The organism is Clostridium sp. C1, from assembly GCF_018223625.1.
In the GTDB taxonomy this organism is placed as follows: domain Bacteria; phylum Bacillota_I; class Bacilli_A; order Erysipelotrichales; family Coprobacillaceae; genus Allocoprobacillus.
This window is the reverse complement of record NZ_CP073631.1, coordinates 2,209,467-2,233,321: the sequence shown is the minus strand read 5'-3', so window position 1 is coordinate 2,233,321 and position 23,855 is coordinate 2,209,467. Positions and strand designations below refer to the sequence as shown.

The 23,855-nt window shown below is 29.3% G+C and carries 26 protein-coding genes, 1 other RNA gene and 1 other annotated feature; of the genes, 4 read left to right on the top strand and 23 right to left on the bottom strand.

The annotated features are described in order from the left end of the window. Nucleotides 1-30: 30 nt before the first annotated feature. On the top strand, nt 31-534 hold the full coding sequence (locus tag KEC48_RS11950; RefSeq protein WP_211962499.1) for a ferritin family protein: 504 nt from the start codon (nt 31-33) through the stop codon (nt 532-534). A 16-nt stretch (nt 535-550) separates the two neighbouring features. Here KEC48_RS11950 and KEC48_RS11945 read toward each other — a convergent pair whose 3' ends face one another. Both KEC48_RS11945 and KEC48_RS11940 read right to left on the bottom strand, forming a co-directional pair. Further along, nucleotides 551-1,432, bottom strand: a complete 882-nt coding sequence (locus tag KEC48_RS11945) for a YitT family protein (RefSeq protein ID WP_211962497.1) — start codon at nt 1,430-1,432, stop codon at nt 551-553. Between the two features lie 88 nt (nt 1,433-1,520). Beyond that, complete coding sequence (locus KEC48_RS11940) at nt 1,521-2,543, bottom strand: GH25 family lysozyme (protein ID WP_087356877.1); 1,023 nt, start codon at nt 2,541-2,543, stop codon at nt 1,521-1,523. A 183-nt stretch (nt 2,544-2,726) separates the two neighbouring features. On the opposite strand from KEC48_RS11940, the gene KEC48_RS11935 reads away from it, so the two are divergent. After that, nucleotides 2,727-3,914, top strand: a complete 1,188-nt coding sequence (locus tag KEC48_RS11935; protein WP_211962495.1) for an NlpC/P60 family protein — start codon at nt 2,727-2,729, stop codon at nt 3,912-3,914. Nucleotides 3,915-3,975: 61 nt separating this feature from the next. Here the strand turns inward: KEC48_RS11935 and KEC48_RS11930 are convergent, their stop codons facing one another. From KEC48_RS11930 to KEC48_RS11840, 19 genes are all read right to left on the bottom strand, one after another. Then, nucleotides 3,976-4,338 (bottom strand): hypothetical protein, encoded by a 363-nt coding sequence (locus KEC48_RS11930; protein WP_211962493.1) that lies wholly within the window; start codon nt 4,336-4,338, stop codon nt 3,976-3,978. A gap of 3 nt (nt 4,339-4,341) precedes the next feature. Then, nucleotides 4,342-4,545 (bottom strand): hypothetical protein, encoded by a 204-nt coding sequence (locus KEC48_RS11925; protein ID WP_087356874.1) that lies wholly within the window; start codon nt 4,543-4,545, stop codon nt 4,342-4,344. 63 nt (nt 4,546-4,608) lie between these two features. Next, a complete protein-coding gene (locus KEC48_RS11920) occupies nt 4,609-6,447 on the bottom strand; it encodes a fructose-specific PTS transporter subunit EIIC (protein WP_211962491.1) in 1,839 nt (612 codons plus the stop codon). After that, nucleotides 6,437-7,360, bottom strand: coding sequence for a 1-phosphofructokinase (gene pfkB / locus KEC48_RS11915; protein WP_087356872.1), 924 nt, complete (start codon nt 7,358-7,360; stop codon nt 6,437-6,439). The genes KEC48_RS11920 and pfkB overlap by 11 nt, the downstream gene beginning before the upstream one ends. Before the next feature lie 66 nt (nt 7,361-7,426). After that, nucleotides 7,427-8,281 carry a 16S rRNA (cytidine(1402)-2'-O)-methyltransferase gene (rsmI, locus tag KEC48_RS11910; RefSeq protein ID WP_087356871.1) on the bottom strand — a complete coding sequence of 285 codons (855 nt, stop codon included), beginning with the start codon at nt 8,279-8,281 and terminating at the stop codon, nt 7,427-7,429. Continuing rightward, entirely contained in the window at nt 8,274-9,008 is a 735-nt protein-coding gene (locus KEC48_RS11905; protein WP_087356870.1) for a tRNA1(Val) (adenine(37)-N6)-methyltransferase, read from the bottom strand. Before KEC48_RS11905 ends, rsmI begins: the two co-directional genes overlap by 8 nt. Further along, nucleotides 8,989-9,819: a stage 0 sporulation family protein gene (locus KEC48_RS11900; RefSeq protein ID WP_211962489.1), complete on the bottom strand. Its 831-nt coding sequence runs from the start codon at nt 9,817-9,819 to the stop codon at nt 8,989-8,991. Before KEC48_RS11900 ends, KEC48_RS11905 begins: the two co-directional genes overlap by 20 nt. Nucleotides 9,820-9,831: 12 nt before the next feature. Then, nucleotides 9,832-10,785 (bottom strand): hypothetical protein, encoded by a 954-nt coding sequence (locus KEC48_RS11895; RefSeq protein ID WP_211962487.1) that lies wholly within the window; start codon nt 10,783-10,785, stop codon nt 9,832-9,834. After that, complete coding sequence (gene tmk / locus KEC48_RS11890) at nt 10,782-11,408, bottom strand: dTMP kinase (protein ID WP_283092243.1); 627 nt, start codon at nt 11,406-11,408, stop codon at nt 10,782-10,784. Before tmk ends, KEC48_RS11895 begins: the two co-directional genes overlap by 4 nt. Before the next feature lie 280 nt (nt 11,409-11,688). After that, a complete protein-coding gene (gene recR / locus KEC48_RS11885) occupies nt 11,689-12,282 on the bottom strand; it encodes a recombination mediator RecR (protein ID WP_087356865.1) in 594 nt (197 codons plus the stop codon). Continuing rightward, nucleotides 12,282-12,587 carry a YbaB/EbfC family nucleoid-associated protein gene (locus KEC48_RS11880; RefSeq protein ID WP_087356864.1) on the bottom strand — a complete coding sequence of 102 codons (306 nt, stop codon included), beginning with the start codon at nt 12,585-12,587 and terminating at the stop codon, nt 12,282-12,284. Before KEC48_RS11880 ends, recR begins: the two co-directional genes overlap by 1 nt. 3 nt (nt 12,588-12,590) lie before the next feature. Next, a complete protein-coding gene (gene dnaX / locus KEC48_RS11875; protein ID WP_211962483.1) occupies nt 12,591-14,381 on the bottom strand; it encodes a DNA polymerase III subunit gamma/tau in 1,791 nt (596 codons plus the stop codon). 63 nt (nt 14,382-14,444) lie between these two features. Continuing rightward, nucleotides 14,445-15,137, bottom strand: a complete 693-nt coding sequence (locus KEC48_RS11870; RefSeq protein WP_211962476.1) for a Bax inhibitor-1 family protein — start codon at nt 15,135-15,137, stop codon at nt 14,445-14,447. Between the two features lie 267 nt (nt 15,138-15,404). Continuing rightward, nucleotides 15,405-15,854, bottom strand: coding sequence for a nucleoside deaminase (locus KEC48_RS11865; RefSeq protein WP_211962467.1), 450 nt, complete (start codon nt 15,852-15,854; stop codon nt 15,405-15,407). A 16-nt stretch (nt 15,855-15,870) separates the two neighbouring features. Beyond that, an RNA gene (gene ffs / locus KEC48_RS11860) (signal recognition particle sRNA small type) lies at nt 15,871-15,958 on the bottom strand. A 41-nt stretch (nt 15,959-15,999) separates the two neighbouring features. After that, nucleotides 16,000-16,995, bottom strand: coding sequence for an SGNH/GDSL hydrolase family protein (locus KEC48_RS11855; protein ID WP_211962465.1), 996 nt, complete (start codon nt 16,993-16,995; stop codon nt 16,000-16,002). A gap of 11 nt (nt 16,996-17,006) precedes the next feature. Continuing rightward, nucleotides 17,007-18,575 carry an MBOAT family protein gene (locus KEC48_RS11850; RefSeq protein ID WP_211962463.1) on the bottom strand — a complete coding sequence of 523 codons (1,569 nt, stop codon included), beginning with the start codon at nt 18,573-18,575 and terminating at the stop codon, nt 17,007-17,009. Beyond that, nucleotides 18,575-18,805, bottom strand: coding sequence for a phosphopantetheine-binding protein (locus KEC48_RS11845; protein ID WP_087356855.1), 231 nt, complete (start codon nt 18,803-18,805; stop codon nt 18,575-18,577). The genes KEC48_RS11850 and KEC48_RS11845 overlap by 1 nt, the downstream gene beginning before the upstream one ends. Beyond that, on the bottom strand, nt 18,806-20,314 hold the full coding sequence (locus KEC48_RS11840; protein ID WP_211962461.1) for an amino acid adenylation domain-containing protein: 1,509 nt from the start codon (nt 20,312-20,314) through the stop codon (nt 18,806-18,808). 148 nt (nt 20,315-20,462) lie between these two features. Here KEC48_RS11840 and KEC48_RS11835 point away from each other — a divergent pair, with 148 nt between their 5' ends. Next, nucleotides 20,463-20,885, top strand: a complete 423-nt coding sequence (locus tag KEC48_RS11835; RefSeq protein WP_211962459.1) for a MarR family winged helix-turn-helix transcriptional regulator — start codon at nt 20,463-20,465, stop codon at nt 20,883-20,885. Beyond that, complete coding sequence (locus KEC48_RS11830) at nt 20,878-21,534, top strand: DUF6198 family protein (protein ID WP_211962457.1); 657 nt, start codon at nt 20,878-20,880, stop codon at nt 21,532-21,534. Before KEC48_RS11835 ends, KEC48_RS11830 begins: the two co-directional genes overlap by 8 nt. Before the next feature lie 10 nt (nt 21,535-21,544). On the opposite strand, the gene serS is transcribed toward KEC48_RS11830, so the two are convergent. Beyond that, nucleotides 21,545-22,822, bottom strand: coding sequence for a serine--tRNA ligase (gene serS / locus KEC48_RS11825; RefSeq protein ID WP_087356851.1), 1,278 nt, complete (start codon nt 22,820-22,822; stop codon nt 21,545-21,547). A gap of 40 nt (nt 22,823-22,862) precedes the next feature. After that, nucleotides 22,863-23,052 (bottom strand) — a binding site (T-box leader). Nucleotides 23,053-23,089: 37 nt separating this feature from the next. After that, nucleotides 23,090-23,593: a GNAT family protein gene (locus KEC48_RS11820; protein WP_211962455.1), complete on the bottom strand. Its 504-nt coding sequence runs from the start codon at nt 23,591-23,593 to the stop codon at nt 23,090-23,092. Nucleotides 23,594-23,855: the final 262 nt, after the last annotated feature.

The window sequence follows — 23,855 nt, the reverse complement described above, 5'->3', positions numbered from 1 at the left end:
ATCATACATTAGAGTGTGGAGGTTATTTTTATGAACTATTTAATTAATAAACCCTATCCTAAAATTCAAAATATACAACCTAATCCTCAATATGCATCTATGATGCTTTCAAATTTAGGTGGTTTACATTCAGAAATGAATGCTGTCAGTCTTTATTTCTACAACCATATTATTTTAATGGATACTTGGCCAGAACTATCTGAAGCTATGGAAAAGATAAGTATTGTAGAAATGCATCATTTAGACATTTTTGCCCAATTAGCCTACCAACTTGGAACTGATCCTCGTTTATGGGATTGTCAACAAGGGTATCTAGAATACTGGAGTCCAAGTTATAATGTCTATCCATGTCATTTACAATCTCTTTTAGAGAATGCTATGATTCAAGAACAACAAACGATTGATATTTATCAAAAACAAATTCATTGTATATACAATCAAACAATTCAAAAAATACTCTATCGCATTATTGAAGATGAACAACTCCATCTTCAAATCTTTGAATCTTTTCTTAATGAATATAACGCAAAATAAAAAGGCCTATGCCTTTTTATTCAATTGGTTCTTGATAAAAGTTTCCTGTCACTCCCTCAGAATTCATAATATTAATGAAAACATGTGAATCCAGTTCTCTAATAAGATGAACAACATCTTTCACTTCATCAGCACCAACAACAGTATATAACATTGTTTTATTTTCTTTTAAATAACATCCCTGTCCTTCAAATTTTGTCACACCATGATGAGTATATTCTAATAATTCTTGACCAATAGTTTCTCCTTCTTTTGTAATAATCAATAAAGTGACTTTATGATCACGACGATGTAATCTTTCAATGACTTGAGTAGAAACAAATTGAAAGATAATAGAATACATAGCAGCTTCAAAACCAAAGATAAAACCACCAACCATCAAAATAATCGTATTAATTCCGAACACAAAGTTCCATGAAGGTTTCTTAAGTTTATTAGATAAATAAACTGCAATAAAATCTGTTCCCCCACTTGAAGCCTTTCCATATAATGCAATGACAATTGCTATACCATTTAAAATACCCCCAAAAACAGAAACTAATAGTGGATCATATGTAATCGGTGTGACTGGTATTAAATCAACTAAAAAGGAATTTAAAACAATCATCAAGACTGAATAACTGGTAAATTTTTTACCTATCATTTTAAATCCAATAAAAGCTGGTAAAGCATTTAATGAAATATTGATAATTGAATAAGGTAATTCAATACCAGCAAAAAGATTGGCTGATCGTTGTATCAATAATGATAAACCCGTAAAACCACCCGGAATTAAATCTCCAGCCCTAACAAATGATTTAATATTGATTGACATAATAATAGAAGCTATAAATACACAAATCAGTGCCGTTATATGTTTTTTCCATTCTTTTTCATTTCTCGTTTTGGCATAAACCATTTTATAGTCACTCTCCCTTAAGACGCATTCATTATACTATTGTACAAACATAAATACAATAGAAAAGGCATTGCTTTATACAATGCCCTTAACTTTTTAAACGTCCTTCTTGAAGCAGTCTTAATAATTCCAGATTTTGTCTGGCACTACCTGTATAATTATCAATACCATTCTTTTGAGCAAGTTCTTTTCTTGAAGCAAAAGAAGAATCTACACCAATTTGATCCAATGCATCAACAAGAGAGTCACCACGATATGTTGGATGAGAAAGATATCTCAATGTTCCTGTAATGCTTTCATTATTGACCCATCCCAAACCATTTCCAATTAAATAAGGATTTCTGGCATGAGGGACAACTCTTGTAATTGTTCCATGATTCATATATGGAATCAAAGGAACACTACTTTCTGATGAAATAAAAACATGATCAAAAGTGACATGATCTCCTATCTGATACTTATCTTCTGGACTTTCTGGTTCTGGCGTTGTTTCTATACGGAAATTATTATATCCCCCATCCTTAATTTCAGATGGAAAATCTCTAAAAGCATAATTTCTATCTACAGGTGCATTGATTCCTTCTACAAATCCATGATCTGTATATTGCCACATATCAAATCCTTCTGCTCCTAGTTCTTCAGCATAACGAGCGACCCATCTTGTATATCTTTTAAATGTAGCCCCTGTTAATTTTGTTGTCCACCAGTAATATGAAGCATAAAATCCAGGAAAATATTGATTTCTAGCAAGTTCTTCTGCCCAGACTCTGGCATTTCTTTCAATCTGATCATTTGTTAACTGACCAATGCGGGGATCTTCTAAATCTAAATAAATTGGATATTCCATTTGATAATTTTCAATCAAACGCATAACATGTCTTGCTTCAGATAAAGCTGCACGTTCATCTGTTGCGTATGAATAAAGATAGACACCAAAAGGAATACCTAATCTTGTACATTCATCTGCATTTCTTTTAAAAGTCGGATCATCTTGTCCCGGTATATCCTGACCGTAACCACAACGTAGTATTGCAAAATCAATATGATCTTTCACAAGCTCCCAATTAATTTCACCTTGATATTGTGAAACATCAATTCCTTCTTTAGCCATTCCTTCACCTCCTCAAAATACAATATGTTACTTTTATAAAAATGTCTGCACATTTGCCATAGATTTTCATGACTTTCTATTATATGTTCTCAATATATAAAACATGACATTTTATAATTTCTATGATTTGGTTATTTTTTTCTTATTGTTTTGTGTTATAATGTTTCTTGCAGAGGTGATTGAATGAAGAAAATATCAATAAGTCTTTTAACTTTTTGTTCAGTATTCGCTATGACTCTTTTTCCAATAGATGTTCATGCGATTGATTTTGAAGGTAAAGAAGATCAATATATTAAAATTTGTTCTTCAAATCTTACCAATTCTAATAAGAAGACTTGTCAAGAGTTTAACAAATATTTAAAGGAAAAAAATCAGGATTTAAAAGAGGAAATTCAAGATACAAAAGATGATTTAGCTAAAACGAATGATAATCTTGAAGAAGTTTCTCAAAAAATCGATCAATTAAATTCTCAAATTGATCAAAAGAATAAAGAAATTGATTATATGTTAAAATCAATTGAAAAAATAAAAAAAGATATAGCTAAAAAAGAAGAACAAATGAGAGAACGTTTATATGTTATGCAAACAACATATAATTCTAATTGGGTTGTTGATTTCTTATTTGGATCTGATGACTTTAGTACTTTCTTCTCTCGTTTAAGTAGTGTTAATGATATCACTGCTTATGAAAAAGAATTAGTTGATGAACTTACACAACAAAAAAAGAATCTTGATACACAACAAAAATCTTTAGAAACTGCAAGAGAAAATTTAAAATCACAAAAGAAATCTCAAGAAGCATTACAAGAAAAATATATTGAATTAAAAGCTTCACAACAAGAGAAAATTAAAGATAATCAAAAAGAATCAAAAGAAGTTTCTTCAGCACAAAAGAAAATAGATGCTGCTCTTTCTGAATTGATTTCTCGTGCTCCTAGTGGTGGTGGCGGTGGTGGATCATATGTTCCCGGTGATTCATCTGTTGGTAACGCTATTGCTCAAAAAGCATTAACAAGACGAGGATGTCGCTATTGGTGGGGAGCTAATGGTCCAAACTATTTTGATTGTTCTGGTTTAGTATATTGGGCATATAATCAAGCTGGCGTCAAATTAGGTCGTACAACAGCTGCTGGATATGCTGGTAGTGGACAATCTATTTCACGTTCTCAACTACAACCGGGAGATGTCATCACATTTAGCTATGGTAGTGGTGTTGCACATATTGGTATCTATATTGGTGGTGGAAGTTTTGTTCATGCTTCTGGTGAAGGGTCTGGTACTGTTGGTCAATATGCAGATCAATGTGTAAAAACAGCTCCACTGTCTGGATATTGGGAAAGATATGTTTATAATTATAGAAGATTATATTAAAGCAAATCTGTATGAATAGTTCATACAGATTTTTTATTATCTATTTATTGCTTAAGGCAATTTAGCTATATATTATTTGTCCTCTTGGATTATCTAAATGATATTTTTTGGCTAATTCATTATAATGAAATTGTAAATAATGTTGTAGTTCATATTTTGTATGATATGTCGTCACTATATTTTCAATATGGATAGGATCATTTAAACAAACGTGATTCTTTTTGAGTAATTCGATAATTCTTTGTGTTTGAAGTATTGAAAAACTTTCAAAAGCATATATTTTATCATGATAATGAATAATCATATCCAGACAATAAGTGAGATTAGCACCCATATGCCCACAATATAATATTGGTTCATCTACTTTCCAATATTCATCACTAAACAAAGAAAACTTTTCTTGATGATTTCCACAGTAACTCATTAATCAGCTACATAATGAGATGGTTATAGATTTTATATGCTGATAGAAAAATTGTGGGTAATGATGATCATTAAGAAGATATATCTTTTCATTATCAAACACCAGATGAGAGCAATTATTCTTTAACTCTTGTATATTTTCATCAAACACAAACATACATTTTACATAATCATTCTTAACATAGTTTTTAATAATCATTTGACTCATTCTTATGTCTTACCTCCTTATTTTCATTATATTATTATTAATCAAAAGAAAACAAGAGTCTTTTTAAGATTCGACTCTTGTTTTATGAAAATGGGATAATAAATATTTTGTAAAAATAATGAAAAGTGTTCCAATAACTGTTGAAAGGACTAAACTAAATACAAAATATAATGGCTGATTAATAAACATAATTGTCCATATACCCCCATGTGGAAATGCTTGACTACATCCAAAATACATGGTCAATGCTCCAGCTATGGCTGATGCAACAATACATGGATAATGAATTGTATATTTATTTTTTTGCATATAAGGAATTGCAGCTTCACTGACAAAGCATAATCCATTAAAAAGACAAGACCATTTTTGTTTTCTTTCCTCATCATTAAAAATATGTGTTATAAGCATTGTCAACCAAATAATTAGTGGTGGTAACATACCTGTCAGCATCACTGCTGACATTAAATCATATCTACCAATAAAAATACCTATAATTCCAATTGTATAAGCTGTTTTATTAATAGGTCCTCCTAAATCTATAGACATCATAATACCTAGTAAAGCTCCTATAAGAATCAGCATAACTGGATTCAATTCTTGTGTCATCAATGAAATATAAGAAGCAAAATAAGGTGACGTCAAATAGATAATCACTCCCATCACAAAACTTCCTATTAATGGTATAAAAAGATTAGGAGATAAGCTTTGAAAATCTTTAGGTAAATATCTTAATATACGTGATAAACCTAAAACAAAATATCCTGCAATATATCCTAGAATAATTCCCTCAATAACATTTCCTTGCATATTTATCAGTAATATAGAAGAAACTAATGATACAATAAATGCTGGTTTTCCTGCAATACTATCACTTATAAATGCACTCATAATAGGAATAGCAATATTAATTGCTAAAGTTGCAATATAATAAATTAATGTTAAGTATTCACTTTCAATACCCATATTTTGAATATAAGGTATTAAACTTATAAAAATACCTGAAATCATAAGAATAGGTATAATCTGTGAAATACCACTCATTAAATGCTGATAAATTCTTCTAATTCCTTTTTCATTTGTTTCCTGTTTTTGTTCACTTGATTGATAAACTTCTATATTTGAACTCATTGCCTTTTGTAGTAATTCTTCTGTGTGATAAATAGCTTTAGTAACTGGAACTTGAATTAAAGGTTTATGATGAAATCTTTCCATTTCTACTTTTTTATCAGCAGCTACAATGACACATCGTGCTTTTTGAATATCTTCTTTTGTTAATGTATTTTGAATACCACTGGCTCCATTTGTTTCTACTTTGATAGATATGTTCATTTCTTTTGCTTTTTCAATCAATGCTTTTTCAGCTATATAAGTATGGGCTATTCCTGTTGGACAAGCTGTCACTGCAACAATATCTAACTCTTTCGATTCTTCCTTTTGATCTTCTTTCTTTTCTAAATCATGACATAGAATAGATAAAAACTCTTTTTCATGGGAACTATGAATAAGTTGATCCACAATTTTTTCATCCATTAATATTTGACAGAGTTGTGCTAATATTTCTAAATGTTTTGATCCTGCTTCTTTTGGAACAGCAATCATAAATAATAAATGCACTGGCTTTTGATCTAATGAATCGTATTCTATTCCTTTTGGACTGACCATTGCAACCAATGAAGGATAATTGACGGTTTCACTCTGTGCATGTGGTATTGCGATAAAATGTCCTATTCCTGTTGATGAAAGTTTTTCTCTTTCTAATATAGCTTGATAGTAAATATCTTGATTTTGTATATGACCACATTGATAATGTTTTGCTACCATTTCTTGAATAGCTTCTTCTTTATTTGTAGCCGTTGTATCTAAAATAATACTATCTTCCTTTAATAAATCTTTAATATTCATACTCTACCTCATGAACTGTTTTCAATAATTCATCGACTTCTTCCTGTGTAGCCAAATCATGTGAAAAGGCACTGGCACTTCCTGTCGCTACTCCCATTTTAAACGCTTGGATGTAATCTTTTGTTTTTTCATATCCTGCAATAAACCCAGCAACCATTGAATCTCCTGCTCCTACTGAATTTTTTACAATACCTTTTGGTGCCTCACTAAAGTATACTTTTCCATTTTCACAAATAAAGAATGCTCCATCACCTGCCATTGAAATCAAAACATTCTTTGCTCCCATTTCTTGAAGTTTCTTTGCATAAGTCACTATATCTTTTTGATCAAAAAGTTTCACGTGAAACATTTCTGCTAACTCATGGTTATTAGGTTTAATTAAGAAAGGTTTATATTCCAATACTTTCATTAATAATTCCCCTGTTGCATCAACAATGATTTCAATACCTATATCTTGTAATTCTTTCATAATATTAGCATAAATATCATTAGAAACACATTGAGGAATACTTCCTGATAAAACAAGTATATCCCCTTTCTTTAACTTCTTTAACTTTTCCATTAATAACTCAATATCTTGTTTTGATATATGAGGTCCATTCCCATTAACTTCTGTTTCTTGTTGACTTTTTAATTTAAAATTAATGCGAGAATAACCATTATGAACATCTATAAAATCAGTATGAATCCCTTTTTCTTCTACACGCTTTTGTATTTCTTTTCCTGTAAATCCAGCAATAAATCCAAGTGTCTGGCTTTCAACACCTAAGTTTTTTAAAACAATAGATACATTAATTCCTTTTCCCCCTGCAAGAATATATTCATCTTGAACACGATTAACTTCTCCTGTCTGAAATTGATCTACAGTTACCATATAATCAATTGACGGATTAAACGTTATTGTATAAATCATATTTTTCCCTCCTTGTGATATCCTTATTATACAATAAAGTATAAAAAAAAGAATATATTTCTATATTCAATTTTTATGATACTCATTATATACAATATTTTTAGATAACTTTCTTTCTTTTGCTACTTCTTTAATAGCATCTTTTGTTGACATTCCTTTTTCAATATATTCTTCAACATGTTCTACAATGCTTTGTTCAAATACAAGAGGCTGATCCTGAAATTCTTCATGACTTCCCTCAACAACAATAACCATTTCACCTTTCATATCATCAATGACAGATAATATTTCTTCAATTGTTCCTCTATTAATTTCCTCATGTTTTTTTGTTAATTCTCTACATAAGGCAATAGAACGATTTCCTAAAATATCGTACATCAATTTCAATGTTTTTTTAATACGGTGTGGTGCTTCGTAAAAAACAATTGTTTCTTGATATTTTTTTAGTTTTTCCAGCTCTTTTTTCTTATTTTTATCATTTCTATCTAAAAAACCATAAAAGAGAAAAGGTTGTGGTGCAATACCAGAAACAACCAATGCATCTAAACAAGCATTTGCTCCAGATATCGGAACAACATTCATTCCTTCTTTAATAACCTCTTTCACAAGCTCGTAACCAGGATCACTAATTGCAGGATATCCTGCATCACTTACTAATGCAATATTCAAACCATTTTTTAAATCATGAACAATCTTTGGTATAGCTGTCATCAGATTATGTTCATGGTGAGAAACCAGCTTTGTTGAAATGTCAAAATGATTTAATAGTTTCACAGTATTACGTGTATCTTCTGCTGCAATATAATCAACATCTTTAAGAACCTGTATTGCACGATAAGTCATTTCATTTAAATTTCCAATTGGTGTAGCGACAACAAAAAGTGTCGGTTTTTGATTTTCAAAACTTTTTTGTCTATTCATGAATATCTTCTCCAAACATCTTTCTCACTTCATTTGAATAGCTACCATCTTCATTATGAGCATATAATGGTGCTTCTATTTTTAATCCTTTATTTCCTTTATACATTCCTTCAATTAAAAAAATATGTGAATCTTTCCCTACTTTTGGATAAACAAAACGAATACGCTTTGGTTCAATATCATATTTTTGCATCATATTAATAATTTCAATCATACGATCAGGTCGATGCACCATCGCAAAACGACCTTTATTATCCAATATTCTTGCTGCTGATTGTACAATTTCTTCTAAATTGATTTTTATTTCATGACGAGCAATTTTTAAATATTCATTCTCATTCAAATTACTTCTCTCATCTACTCTAAAAAAAGGAGGATTACATATAACAAGTTTAACCTTTTGAGCATCTTTAACATATTCCTTAATATCTGAATGAATAATTTCTATTTGTTGTTCTAAGTGATTTAATTGTATATTTTTCAATGCTAAATCTACTGCTTCTTTTTGTATTTCGATTCCTGTAATCTTTTTATCAGTTCTTAAGCTTAATAATAGAGGAATAGCTGCATTATTTGTTCCAAAGTCAACTATTTCATCTAAATCTTTATTAATTGTACAAAAATGTGCTAATAAAACAGTATCCAAAGAAAAATTAAACATATCTTTTCTTTGGATAATTTTCATATTTTCATATGCTAATAAATAATTAACGACTTCTTGGTTCATGCTTATGCTCTCTTGGTGGCAGTATTTGAATTTCATCTAAAGATACAAATGATATATTACCGTCATGTTCTATTTTTACTAAATCACTAATGACATTTAAACCAGTAACTTTAACAATTTTATTATCATATTTCACTTTTGAACCAATCTTAGGAAATCTTTGTTTTTCTTTTGTATATGTATCATCTTCGTATTTAAGACAACAAAGTAATCGACCACATGATCCAGAAATCTTATCAATATTAATAGCTAACATCTGATTTTTTGCCATATTAATAGACACACCATCAAATTCTCCAAGAAAAGATGAACAACATAATGGCAAACCACAAGATCCCAAACCACCAACAATTTTTGATTTATCACGTGGACCTATCTGTCTTAATTCAATACGACATTTAAAAACACTTGCCAATTCTTTAAGTAGTTCTCTAAAGTCTACACGTGTTTCTGATGTATACATAAATATTACTTTTGATGCATCAAGTGTATATTCACAGCTGACCAAATGCATCTCCAAATCATATTGTTTTACAATATCTTTACAAATTTCAAGTGACTTTTCAGCTTTTGCTTCATTATATGCGTAAAGCTCTATGTCAGCTCTATTAGCTTTTCTCTTTACTTTTTTGAGTTCTGTATCAAGATTAAATTCTGATAGATGCTTTAAATCTGATACCAGTTCTCCTAACTCTAATCCTCTTATTGTTTCTACAACAACTTTATCTCCTTTATACACTTCCAAGTCGGTAGAAAAATAATAAGATTTTCCAACATTGTTAAAACGTACAAGAGCTAATCTTTCTTCCATACTTTCTCCTTCCTATATTCTATACATCATGCTGTCCATTAACAACATCACATTTGCATTGGTACTTAATAAGTATTCTGTATTTAATATTAAATCAATCTTTTGAATGATATTTTCTTCCTGATCATTAATTCTATCATATAAACTTTTAAATGATGGGTAAGTTAAGTTCATAGAATGTTTCACGTGAAACAAATCTCTTAATGCCAATACTAGCATGTTAAGAAAAAATTGAATATTTTTCTTATCACTAAATTCTTTAAGTAAGTGTGTCTGAACATTAATAATCAAATTATCTCTGTGAAAATATAAGTCATCAATAAAATGATATACTTCTTCTTTTAATTTTTCAAAAGATTCAGATTCAATATATTCCTTACACTCATTATAACTCGTAAATAACTCAGCAAGAATATTTACATCATCCTGTGATATATCTTCTTTTTTTAATTCTTCTCTTAACATTTTTTGAGAAGATGGTAAAAGCTGAATGACTTGACATCTTGACTGAATAGTTGGTAAAACTCTATTTAAGTTCTGACAAGTAAATATAGCATAAATACCAGCAGTTGGTTCCTCCAACATTTTCAATAAACTATTCATTGCTTCGCTTGTTGAATTTTCAATATTTTCCATTAGATAAATCTTAGCTTTTCCTTCTAAAGCAGATTTGGAAAATTGATCTTGTATATATTCGATTTGTGGTTTTTTAATTGTTTCATCTTGCCCATTATAATATATAAAATCACCATAATTATGCTCGTCAATACGTCGACATTCATTACATTGATCACAAGCAAGAATATCATCTTCACAAATCAAACTTTTTGCAATAAAATGAGCTGGTAAACTGGCATTTTTTCCCACAAGTAAAAAAGCATGGGGAATTTTCTGATTTTGAAAGCTTTGTAAGAGAATTTGATATAAAATAGGTTGTTGTTGTTTTAAAATATCTTTATAAATCATAGTATTTCTCTAATTTTTTTTAATACTTGCTGATAGACATGATCAATATCCAAAGAAGCATCTATTTTGACAATTCTATTAGGAAACTTGTCACATAAACTTAAATAGCCTTGATAGACTTTTCTATGGAAATCAATGTTCTCTAAATCCAACCTATTGACTTCTCTATCCTTATTTGCATATACACGCTTTAAACCATCTTCTGGTTGTATATCAAAGAAAATCGTTCGTTTTGGTAAGATATTTTCGGTAGCAAATAAATTCATCTGATAAACTTCATCAATACCTATACCTCTTGCTATTCCTTGATAAACCATAGAACTATCTACAAATCTATCACAAATAACGATAGCGTCATTTTCTAACGCAGGAATCACTTTTTCAACTAAGTGTTGTCGACGACTTGCTGCATAGAGTAATGCTTCGGTTTTTCTATCCATATTTATATATTTCACATCATGAATAATATCACGAATCTTTTCTGCTATTTCTACACCACCTGGTTCTCTTGTTAAAACAACATGATAACCTTCCTGTGCTAATGTCTTTTGAATCATATTTGCTATAGTTGTTTTTCCACTACCTTCTCCACCTTCAAAAGTAATAAAAACACCTGCCATTATAACACCTCATTTCTTTCTCTATTATATATAAAATTGACACAAAGATAAAGTTTTATTTCATTGCATTTATAGGACAATATTTAAGACAATACAAAGAATAAAACCAAAAATATTAAACAATGAAATCATAACAATATTAAATATATTTAAGGATAAAGTTATTTGCGTTATATGATGAAAACTATTAAAAATAAAAATCGATAGAGTTGCCATAAGCAATCTTATAAAAATACGTGTTATTTTAAACAAAAAAATCACCTCATTGTATTATATGAGATGATTAAAGTTTTTTTCTTCCTTCTAGTGATTTTAACAACGTTAATTCATCAGCGTAATCAAGATTACTTCCCATAGGCAATCCATTCGCAATTCTTGAAGCAGGTATATTTTGTTTAGCAAGAAGTTTTGCTAAAAATAAGGCTGTTGTTTCTCCATCACGTGTAGGATTTGTGGCAATAATCACTTCTTTAATATTTTCATTTAAACGATCAAACAAAGATTGAATATTTAAATCATCTATTGTTTTCCCATCCATAATAGAAATTGTCCCATGTAAAACATGATATAAACCATGATATTCTTTGAGTTTCTCCATTGCAAAGACATCTTTAGGCGATTCAACAACACAGATTGTTGTCTGATCTCTTGTGGAATCTTGACATATTTCACAAATATCACCTTCGCATATATGTCCACATTTTTGGCAATAGTGAATGTTCTTTTTTAAATTTAATAAAGCATCAGAAAATCTCTCAACTTGCTCAAAGTCCATTGATAAAACATGATAAACCAGACGTTCAGCACCTTTTGTACCAATACCTGGTAACATTTTAAAACATTCAACAAGTTCCTCAAAACTATGTGGATATTCCATTATAGAAATGCTGATACATCAACACCATTTGTGACTTTATTTAATGTATCTTCCCTTTCTTTAGAAACATTTTCAATAGCTTGATTAATTGTTGCTATTAAGAGTGCTTCCATATTTTCCTTATCTTCTTGAATCAAGGAATCTTGAATATGTAATTCACTAATAGAAAGATTGCCTTTCATCTTTCCAACAATATAATCATCTTGACTTTTAAATTCAAATTCTCTTTCATTAAATTCTTTCTTTGCTTTATTGACTTTACGTTGCATTTGTTGTGCCTGTTGCAATAAATTTCCAAAATTCATTCTTTAATCCTCCTTAAATTCCACAATATCTTCACCAAATAACTGAACAGCAAATTCTTGTGCTTCAGTCATATCAACATGATCTAAATCATGACAATCTATATGTTTTAATGTCAACTCATGTGGTTCAGGTAATTGTCTCTGTCGCTTTAATTCAATAAAATGACTTCGCATTTTAATCCATTCATCCTGTTGAATTGCAATAAAACGATATTCACTCCCTAAAACTTCCTGTAAGAAAGCACTTAACTGTTTATAATTCTTATAATAATTAACTGCATTTACAGATGGCTGATATTCAAAAGAAATAATTAATCCACCTTCACAAGCCGCTACAGCAGTTCCATCACAAAGCATTCCAGCACTCTTTGCCATATTTAAATTAGCCAAATATCTTTTAATAATAGGCCATCTTTCTTGAATACTTTCTAATATCGTTCTTTTCGCCTGAACAAGAATATTCATAATATCTGCTTCATCAACATGAATATCGTTATCAACATCAGCTTGAATATCAGGTTCCTTTTCAAATTCAAAAGTTGGGACTTCCTCTATAACCTCTTGAAGAATATAAGGTTCTTCTTCCATCACATCTTCACCTATATCTTGAACAGGTTCATCCATGATTTCTTCATCTTCTATAACTTCTGGATTTACTGGTGTTTCTACAACTTGTTGCTGTGGTACTTTGACTGTTTCAATATGAACAATCTTTTCATCTTGAATTTGATTACACATCTTTAAAATAGCCAATTCAAAATAAACTGATGGATTGATTACTTTTGCATATTTTTCACTGGCATCCATAAGTATATCAATAAAATTCAATGCTTCTTCACAACCTATATAAGGAACAATTAAATCTAAATAATACTTAGATAAAACAAACAATATAGATTCATCTTGTGTATTACGATAAATCACAATATCTTTTAAAATATCAACTAAATCCAAAGTCAATCTTTTAATATCTATACCATTCATTTTCATATCTTCTAATGTCGATAATGCTTTTTTCATATCTTTAGAAAGAATCATCTTAATAAAATCGATCTTATTTTCCAATGAAACTATACCATAAATTTGATTAACATCTTGAACAGTCAAATGTTTATCATTATAAGCTAAGCATTGTTCTAGAATAGATAAAGCATCTCTCATTCCACCATCGGCTAATTTTGCAATCAATTCTAATGCTTCTTGATCACATTGATAATGTTCTTCTTTTAAAATATCTTCCATTCTTGAAACAATATCTGGAACACTTAATTTTGTAAAATCAAATCTCTGACATCTTGATATAATCGTTGGTAAAATCTTATGTGGTTCCGTAGTTGCAAAAATAAAAATAACATGAGTTGGTGGTTCTTCTAGTGTTTTTAATAAGGCATTTGATGCACTGGGTGACATCATATGAAATTCATCAACAATATATACTTTATATTTTCCCTGTGTTGGAGCATATTTGACCTTCTCAATTAAATCTCTAATTTCATCAACACCATTGTTACTTGCAGCATCAATTTCAATCACATCAGGATGTGTACCCAATGTAATCTGTTGACAGTTTTCACACTGATCACATGGTTTAGGTGAACCCGTACAGTTTACAGCTTTAGCCAACAATTTCGCAATTGTTGTTTTTCCTGTTCCACGTGGACCACAAAACAGATAAGCATGAGCAATCTTATTTTCTTCTACTGCATGTTTTAATGTTGTAATGATATGTTCCTGCCCAGCAACATCTTCAAATCTTTGGGGACGATAAACACGATATAATGTTTTATATGCCACATGTATCAACTCCTTATACTGTCACATTATAACACAAAAAAAGGTACCTTACGATACCCTTAATTAATTATTATCACTGATTAACATTAAAATATCAATAAATATATTAACAAAGTCAAGATACAGATTCAAAGCACACATTAAAGCTAAACCTTCTCTTTGATTTTCTAAAGATTGATGATAAGCTGTTGAAATTTTTTTTAAATCATAAAGCGTTATTCCTGTAAATACTGCCAAATCAATCAAAACAATAATATAATAAAGAGCAGGTGCATGAATAAATATTAAAATAATATATCCAATTATCAGAATCGGTAATACTGAAATACAAACTTTCATTACAAAAGAGAAATCTGAACTTGTATATTTTGTTATGGTATATAATAATCCAAAATAAGCACATGTTAAGGCAAAAGCTAATGCTGTAATATAAACAGAAATAACTGAAAGAATGAAAGAAAAAACCACACCATTAACTATTGAATAAAGAATAAAATATCTCTTTGCCATTGCATAAGAAACTTGATCTCCATGATTTTGAAGTTTCTTACCTATCACCCAAACAAAAGCAATTTCAACAATAACAGAAATAAACAATACTGGAAAATAAAAGTCAATCAAATAATTAATTACTCCAGATAATATCACAACAATAGAAGTTACTGCTGTAACAGCAACCCCTACAAATACCCATCTTAGCACTTTTAATAAAAAATTTTCATAATCAAACTGCTCAGTTAACATACGTTGATCCATATTTATCACCTCTATATATATTTTATCATATTTATATGAAAAAATATTGAACTATTGATAATAAAACAACATTTCTCCATAACAAAAGAGATTCTTCATCAAAAGAATCCCTCAATAATTTATGCTTTTTTCTTTAATAAAATTAATCCTAAAGCTGATAATCCACCCAATAAACTCTACTTTATCAATCAATATTTACAAATTCAATTCCCATATGACTACCTACCAAATAAAAAAAGAGATTTCCAAACGAAAATCTCCAATCTATCATTTATCATGTTTTCTTTTTTCTTTAAAATATTGTGATAACAATAAACAACATTGTTCCTCTAAAATACCAGAAACAATTTGAGGATGATGGTTAAATTCATGACTTTGCAAAAATGTTGATAAACCATGCCAACGTTGTCCTTTAGCTGCATAAACCACTTTTTTTATACGACTTTGGATAATAGCACCACTACACATAATACAAGGCTCTAAAGTCGAATAAAGGACACAACCATCTAAATGCCAAGATTTTAGCTTTTGACAAGCTATTCTTATTGCAATCATTTCAGCATGTGCTGTGACATCATATTGAGATTCTTTTTGATTATATCCTGTTGCAATAATTTTCCCATCTTTGACAATAATCGCACCAATAGGAACTTCATCAATATCTCTAGCAAAACAAGCTTGTTGATAAGCTAATTGCATATATTCTTCATCATTCATTGCTTTCACCCCTTAGAAAAAAGCCACTACACATAAACGGACATTCTTAATGCTGCTACCTTCCGGTCCTGACATGGTTCGAAGCCGCCTATTGTAATGGCAAGAAATATTATAGCATATTTCTTAGACAAATCAATAAAAAATTCTATTTTCCAATAAAACCATTTTTTCCTTTATAATACTTTAATTTTTGGTGATATTCTAAATAATCCTGATTCCAGTTTTGATAATCTTGGTGTGTACGATAATCTTGAAAATGGTATTGTGCTTTTAAATAGTTACCTAAATAATGAGTGACTTTTTGTGCTCCAAAATCATTAAGATGATTTCCACCATCCCTTGTATCATGAGTCCAATCAAAATCAATATCATCTAATAACATATTAAAATCTAAGAATTGTAATTGATATTGATCAGCAATTTTTTGGATTGTATGATGTTTATCCATTGTCCATGTATTCGCTGTAGGACAACACATCAATAAAACTTGTGAGCCATTGTTTTTGGCATATTTTATAAATTCATTAAGATAATATTGTGTTGTATATGTTAAAGAACTTTTCTTTTTGTTCTTTAAATATGATTTTCCACCTTTATAAGATTGAACATTATTATAGTATTTATAGCCTTTTGTCAAAATCTTTTGATTATAAACTTTTTCTTTTATAAAATCATCCTTTTGAATATTTTTCCAACGATTATGATAATCAAAAACAGGAAAAATTTCTTTTAAAGTTTCAGAGATACTTATATCTAAATCATCAACATCACTCTTTGTAAATAATTCATCTACTTCTAATATAATTAATTGAGGTGTTTGATTCAAATAAGTCTGTTTCAATAAAGAATATGCTTCAACAATTTTTTGACTAGGTTCAGCACAGACATAAGAAGGAATTCCTTGTTCATGCCATAATTGTAAAGGATTCATTGCATTATATAAATCACTATTTCCAATCGCAATAATATCTAAAGAATTTTGTCTTTCACCATAAAATCCTCTTGCATTTTCATATTTTATACCAGATTCTTTTGTATTTTGTTTAGGTTCTACAATACGAGATGAAAGATGTAAAAGAGTAATCACTAAACATAAGAAAATCATCATTTTTAAAATATTTTTCATATTCTGTTTATTCATCCTCACCCCTCCTAGAATTGTGCATAGATAAAGCTAACAATATCATAGCCTCTACCATAGGCTCCAAAAATCACAACAATCATCAATCCAGTTAAATAAAAAGTCCAACGTGGTACAATATGCCACTTTGCAATATGTTCTCTTACAGATATATTTTTTTCCTTCAATAAACTCATGATATAAACAATGATAACACCCATAATCACTATCATCATATCTTTCAAGGCTAATCCCATGTAAGGAATATCCATTGTGCCTTGAAAACAAGATACAAGCATATGCGATGCTGAAGATAAAGTATCAGCTCTAAATATAAGCATACCAATATTGACAATAAAAATAGTTCTTATAATAGAAAAGATTTGAAAAAGTTTATTTTGATTTTGAATATGGAAAGTATCTTTTATTTTCATAAAGACAGGTTCTAAATACATACCTAACATCATCAATAGATAATAATACATTCCATACATGACATATTTTATACTGGCACCATGCCATAATCCATTACATATCCAAACAAAAAATAAAGCTGTTGAAGCTGGTAAGAGTTTACTGACATATTCATTGCCATGTTTTTTAACAAACTGACTCCATCTTTTAAATGGTGCTGATAAAGATACACTATAAAAAACATAATCTCTTAACCATGAACCTAATGTTATATGCCAACGTTGCCAAAATTCATTGATACTTTTCGCAAAGAATGGCTGTCTAAAATTATCTGGTAGTCTAATACTAAATAGTTGAGCACTTCCTCTAACAATATCCATACATCCGGAAAACTCTGTATATAATTGAATTGTATAAAAAATAATCGCAATCACTACACTTAAACCTGAAAACTTTAAATAATCATCAAAGACATAATTAACGAGCATATTTGCTCGATCAGCAATAACAATCTTTTTAAACATTCCCCATAAAATAAGCTGTAATCCAAAAGTAAAATTTTTATAATCAAAAGAATGACCTTCATATAGTTGATATGCTACTTCGTTATATCTTGTTATAGGTCCTTCTACGATTGTTGGAAAGAACGCTAAGTATAAAGCGACTCTTGATAAACATTCATCTGCATGATATTTCCCACGATAAACATCTACTATATAACTTATGGCTTGTAATGTGTAAAAAGATATTCCTAGTGGTAAAAATAATTTAATGAGTGGAATGGAAATTTGAAATTGTTCTAAAATACTGATATTAAGTAAACTTATTAAGAAGTTTGAATATTTTAAGAAAATCAGTAATCCTAGATTTATAAACAATATAAACATAACAACACATTTCTTTTGCCATAATATTTTCTCTTTTAATTCTTTTCTTTGTTGTCGATCTAAAGACTTTTTGACTGATACAAATATATCATTAATTTTATCTAACCATATAGCACCTATGTATATAGAAATAGTTGTCAGTAATATAAAAATAATCATCCATACACGACTTGCAAGAATGTAATAAAGATAACTTGCTGATAATAAAACAATCCATTTATATTTTTTAGGAAACACTGTATAAAGTAAAAATGTGCTTCCTAAAAAAAGTAATAAATATATATATGTTGTATATGCCATTAATTATCTTCCTGTAAACGAGTAATTAACTGATAGATTGTTTCTATTGATTGAAAGTTTTCAGGTAATATATCTAAAGGTGTAATTTCAATATCAAATTCATCATTGAGTTCAACCGTTAAATTCATAACATCCAAAGAATCTAAAATTCTATCATCAATTAAATTCTTTTCATTTTCAAAATCAACACCCGGTTTTAAATCTTTTAAAATATCTAATAATTCATTCATTTATTTTTCCTCCTCATGATAATGATTTTTTAACCATTTTCTATCTATTTTCCCATTTTGATTTAAAGGCATAACCTTTAACTGAATCATCTTATTAGGATACATATATTGTGGTAATTTATGAGATATTCCTTCCATAATCTCTTGATCTGTTATTTTACCAGTATATATCAAAATAATCTTATCTTCTTTTTCATCATAAATAACTGCACAACTTTGAATCTTTGATAAAGCATAAACTGCTGCTTCAATTTCACCTAGTTCAATACGATATCCCATATGTTTAATCTGAAAATCTTTACGTGTGATATAAATTAATTCGCCACGTTCATTATATTTCACCAAATCACCTGTACGATAAATGATTTCAGGATATGCTTGATTTAATGGATTTTGAACAAAAACTTCTTGTGTCTTTTCTGGATTGTTGTAATAACCTAATGCTAAAAACGATCCCCTAACACAAAGTTCTCCTTCACGATCATCTATGACTTCTTGATTCTTTTCATCTAATAAGAAAACATCACAGTTTTGACAAGCTTTGCCAATCGGTAAAACTTCATCATCTTCAAATTCTCTATCAACAATATAATATGTACAAATATCAGTCGTTTCTGTTGGTCCAAATAAATTTGCATACAAAGCATGAGGAAGATGTTTCTTCCAATAATTGAGATGTTTAGTTGGCATAACTTCACCAGCAAATAAAACCTTTTGAACATCATTTAATTTTATATAATCCAATACTTTCATATTCGCTATAATTCCTAATGCTGAAGGAACCCAGTAAATAGTATTGACTTGTTTTTCATTCATATATTCAATGAGCTTTACAGGGAAAGAAAACAATTTTTTAGGCAATATATGAAGTGAAGCTCCAGCCATAATCGTACTAAATACATCTGAAACAGACATACTAAAATAAAATGGTGTCTGACTTCCAAATTGTGTATCTTCATGAATATCAAACGTTTCTTTAAACCACGAGGCATAATTCATAACATTACGATGTGATACAACTGCACCTTTAGGAACACCTGTAGAACCAGAAGTGAATAAAGCATAAAGTGGATCATTATCAATCATTTGATTTCTGATTTCATTTAATTTTTGATGATTTATTTCTGTTGGAATCATATTTTCATAAATAAAAACTTGAGGATGTAAATTTTGTGCTTTATGCTCATATTGTTTTTCCGTAATCAAAGCTATTGGATGTAAAGTTTCAAATATAGATTGAATACGATCATCTGGCATATGTATATCAATCACAACATAAAAGTTTCCACTATAAACAACGCCAAAGAATGCTGTTAAACTTTCTACATTTTTATCCATCATTACTGCTATAGGTTGTCTACGTATCTGCAATGATGATAAATTTGTTCCTATTCTTTGAGCATTTTCAACACATTGACCATATGTTATTTCATTTTTATCATCACTAAAAGCTATTTTTGTAAAATATTTTTGTGATGATTGTTCTAAAAATTCAAGAATATTTTTCATACACAACCTCCTTTTTCGAGAAGATTCTAACAAAACCATGTGAATATCAAGTGGAAAAAATATGAAATTTATGTGTACAAAGTCACTTAACAAATCATCTTTATAAATTATAATTTAGTTTGATTTCAAACTAAATGAGGTGAAAAATATGTTAAATTATGAGATACACTTTTTATTATTAAAATGTTTTCATTATAGTCATAAACTGATGACACAAAAAACATCAAACATTGGGCTTTATCCCGGTCAACCTAAAATTCTTGAATGTCTTTATGAAAAAGATGGGCAAACCCCTAAAGAAATAGGTCAAACTTGTGTCTTAGATAAGTCAACTATGACAAGTCTTATTCAAAAGATGGAAACACAGCAATTGATTTATCGTCAAAATCAATTAAATGATAAAAGATCAGTACTCATTTTTCTGACTGAATTGGGCAAAGAAAAAGCAATAGAAGTCAAAAGAATATGTTATGAAGTTGATCAGATAGCTTATCAATCTTTAAATCAAAAAGAAGTGAATCAGATATTGAATCAAGTACTTGATAATTTGAGGGAGGAATATGATGAATAAAACAATTTTAAGATATTTTTATTTTTTATTAGGTCTTTTTATTAACTCATTTGGTATTGCTTTTATTACCAAAAGTGCTCTGGGAACTTCACAAATATCAAGTGTTCCTTATGTTTTTAGTCTTTATTTTACACATATGAGTTTTGGTATGATGACTTTCATTTTTAATATGATTTTTATTATCATTCAAATTATCATATTAAAAAAAGATTTTCAACCTATCCAATTCTTACAAATTCTTGCGAATATTATCTTTAGTAGTTTTATTGATATAAGTATGTATTTGATGAACTGGTTTCAACCAGAAACATTACTTATACGTATTATAAGCCTGATTATAGGTTGTATAATTTTAGCATTTGGAATCAGTATTGAAGTTGCTCCTAATGTCATTATGGTTCCAGGAGAAGGTATTGTCAAAGCAATCAGTGATGTGACACATAAAGATTTTGGTATGGTCAAAATATGTTTTGATATCACTTTGATTATTATTGCCAGTTTATGTTCATTTTTCTTTTTCCATTCTTTACAAGGGGTTGGTTTAGGCACTGTTGTTTCAGCACTCACTGTTGGAAAGTTTGTTTCCCTTGTTAATGAATATTTTCCTTTGATTCAACATATTCAAAAATTAAGTATAAAAAAAGGTTAAGATTTTTGTCTTAACCGATTTTTTCTTTTCCTCCCATATATGGTCTTAACACTTCAGGAATAGAAATACTTCCATCTTCATTATAATTATTTTCAATAAATGCAATTAATGCACGTGTACTTGCTAAAACAGTGTTGTTAAGAGTAGCAACATAATATGTTCCTCTTTCACCTTTTGTACGAATACCTAAACGTCTAGCTTGTGCATCTCCTAATGTAGAACAAGAACCAACTTCAAAATATTTTTTCTGTCTAGGTGACCATGCTTCTACATCACAAGATTTCACTTTTAAATCAGCTAAATCACCACTACAACATTCTAGTGTTCTTACAGGTATATCTAAACTTCTAAATAATTCAACAGTATATGACCACATTTTATCATACCATTCCATAGCTTCTTCTGGTTTACATAAAACAACCATTTCCTGTTTTTCAAATTGATGTACACGATAAATACCACGTTCTTCAATACCATGAGCCCCAACTTCTTTTCTAAAGCATGGAGAATATGAAGTTAATGTAATTGGTAATTCTTCTTCTTTAACAATCTGATCTTTAAATTTACCAATCATACTATGTTCACTTGTTCCAATCAAGTATAAATCTTCACCTTCAATTTTATACATCATAGCATCCATTTCTTCAAATGACATAACACCAGTCACAACATCACTTCTAATCATAAATGGAGGAATACAATAAGTAAATCCTTTATCAATCATAAAATCTCTGGCATAAGATAACATTGCTGAAGAAAGTCTAGCAATATCACCCATCAAATAATAGAAACCATTACCACTTGTTCTTCCACTTGCTTCTTTATCTAATCCTTTTAATTTTGTAATAATATCCGCATGATATGGGATTTCATAATCAGGAACAACAGGATCTCCATATTTTTGAATTTCAACGTTTTCACTGTCATCTTTTCCAATAGGTACACTATCATCAATAAAGTTAGGAATTTTCATCATCACTTCTTTTAATTTAGGACCTAATTCTATTTCTTTTGCTTCTAATTCTTTTAAAGTATCTGCCATTTCACTGACTTTTCTTTTATTTTCTTCAGCTAAATCTTTTTTACCTTCACGCATAAATTGTCCAATTTCTTTAGACAATGAATTACGCATAGCACGAAGCTCACTCGCTTTTGTCAAAGCTTCACGATATTCCTTATCCAATGCATAAGCTTCATCAACCAAATGCAAACGATCATGTTGAAATTTCTTACGCATATTTTCTTTTACTGCTTCTGGATTTTCTCTAAGTATTGCTATATCAATCATTTTTCATTCTCCTTTTCCAATAAAATAAAAAGCACCTTTTACAAGGGACGAATATATCGTGGTGCCACCCTATTTCTTATCAGACTGATAACTTTTATGAGATAACGGTTCAACCGGGAGGGATTAGCTCCTCTTATTGGTAGATTTCAATGTTTCCTCATACTGATTTACACCAACCATCAGCTCTCTATCATGATTTCACATTTACTTATCCAATGCAACGATTTGATATACTGATTATAGCATAAGACTTAATAATTTCAATAATTATTTAATCAAAGAATACATAATCATGTCATGAAACTCACCATTTTTAAAGCCATTCTTACGTAAAATACCTTCACGTTCAAAACCACATTTTTCTAAGACTCTTTGTGAGGCTGGGTTATAATCAAAAGGAGCCGCAAAAATTCTCTCTATATCACTATGTTCAAAAACATATTGACATGTCTGTTTCACAGCTTCACTCATAATTCCTTTACCCCAATATTTATAACCTAAATAATATCCAATCTCTCCACTTCTACGATAAATATCATCTTGTCTTAAAACTGAAATACTTCCAACAACCTTTCCTTCATATTCAATCGCAAAAGCAAAGATTTCATTTTCATCAGCAGATAACATAGCTTCTATATAATCATAGGCATCCTGTAAATGATATGGATAAGGTATACGATCTGTTAAATTATTTAAAATTCTTAAATCATTAATATTCTGATATAAATCTTCGGCATCTTCTCTTTTCCATTTTCTTATTATGCATTTCATCTTTAAAACACCTCTACTTTTTAAATATATTATAACATTGTTAAATATTGAATTAAATAAATATATTTATTCGTATATTGACATCTAAAATGACATAAACTATAATGTAATTGAAAAAGGAACAGCCGATAAACGGTTATGCCCTAGATTTGGTTGGAAATAACTATCTCAACTTTACCAGAGCCAGAGGTAGTTATTTTTTTACACTCTTATCAATAATAATAAGAAGCAATTTCACAATCACACTTATTAAAGTCACAAT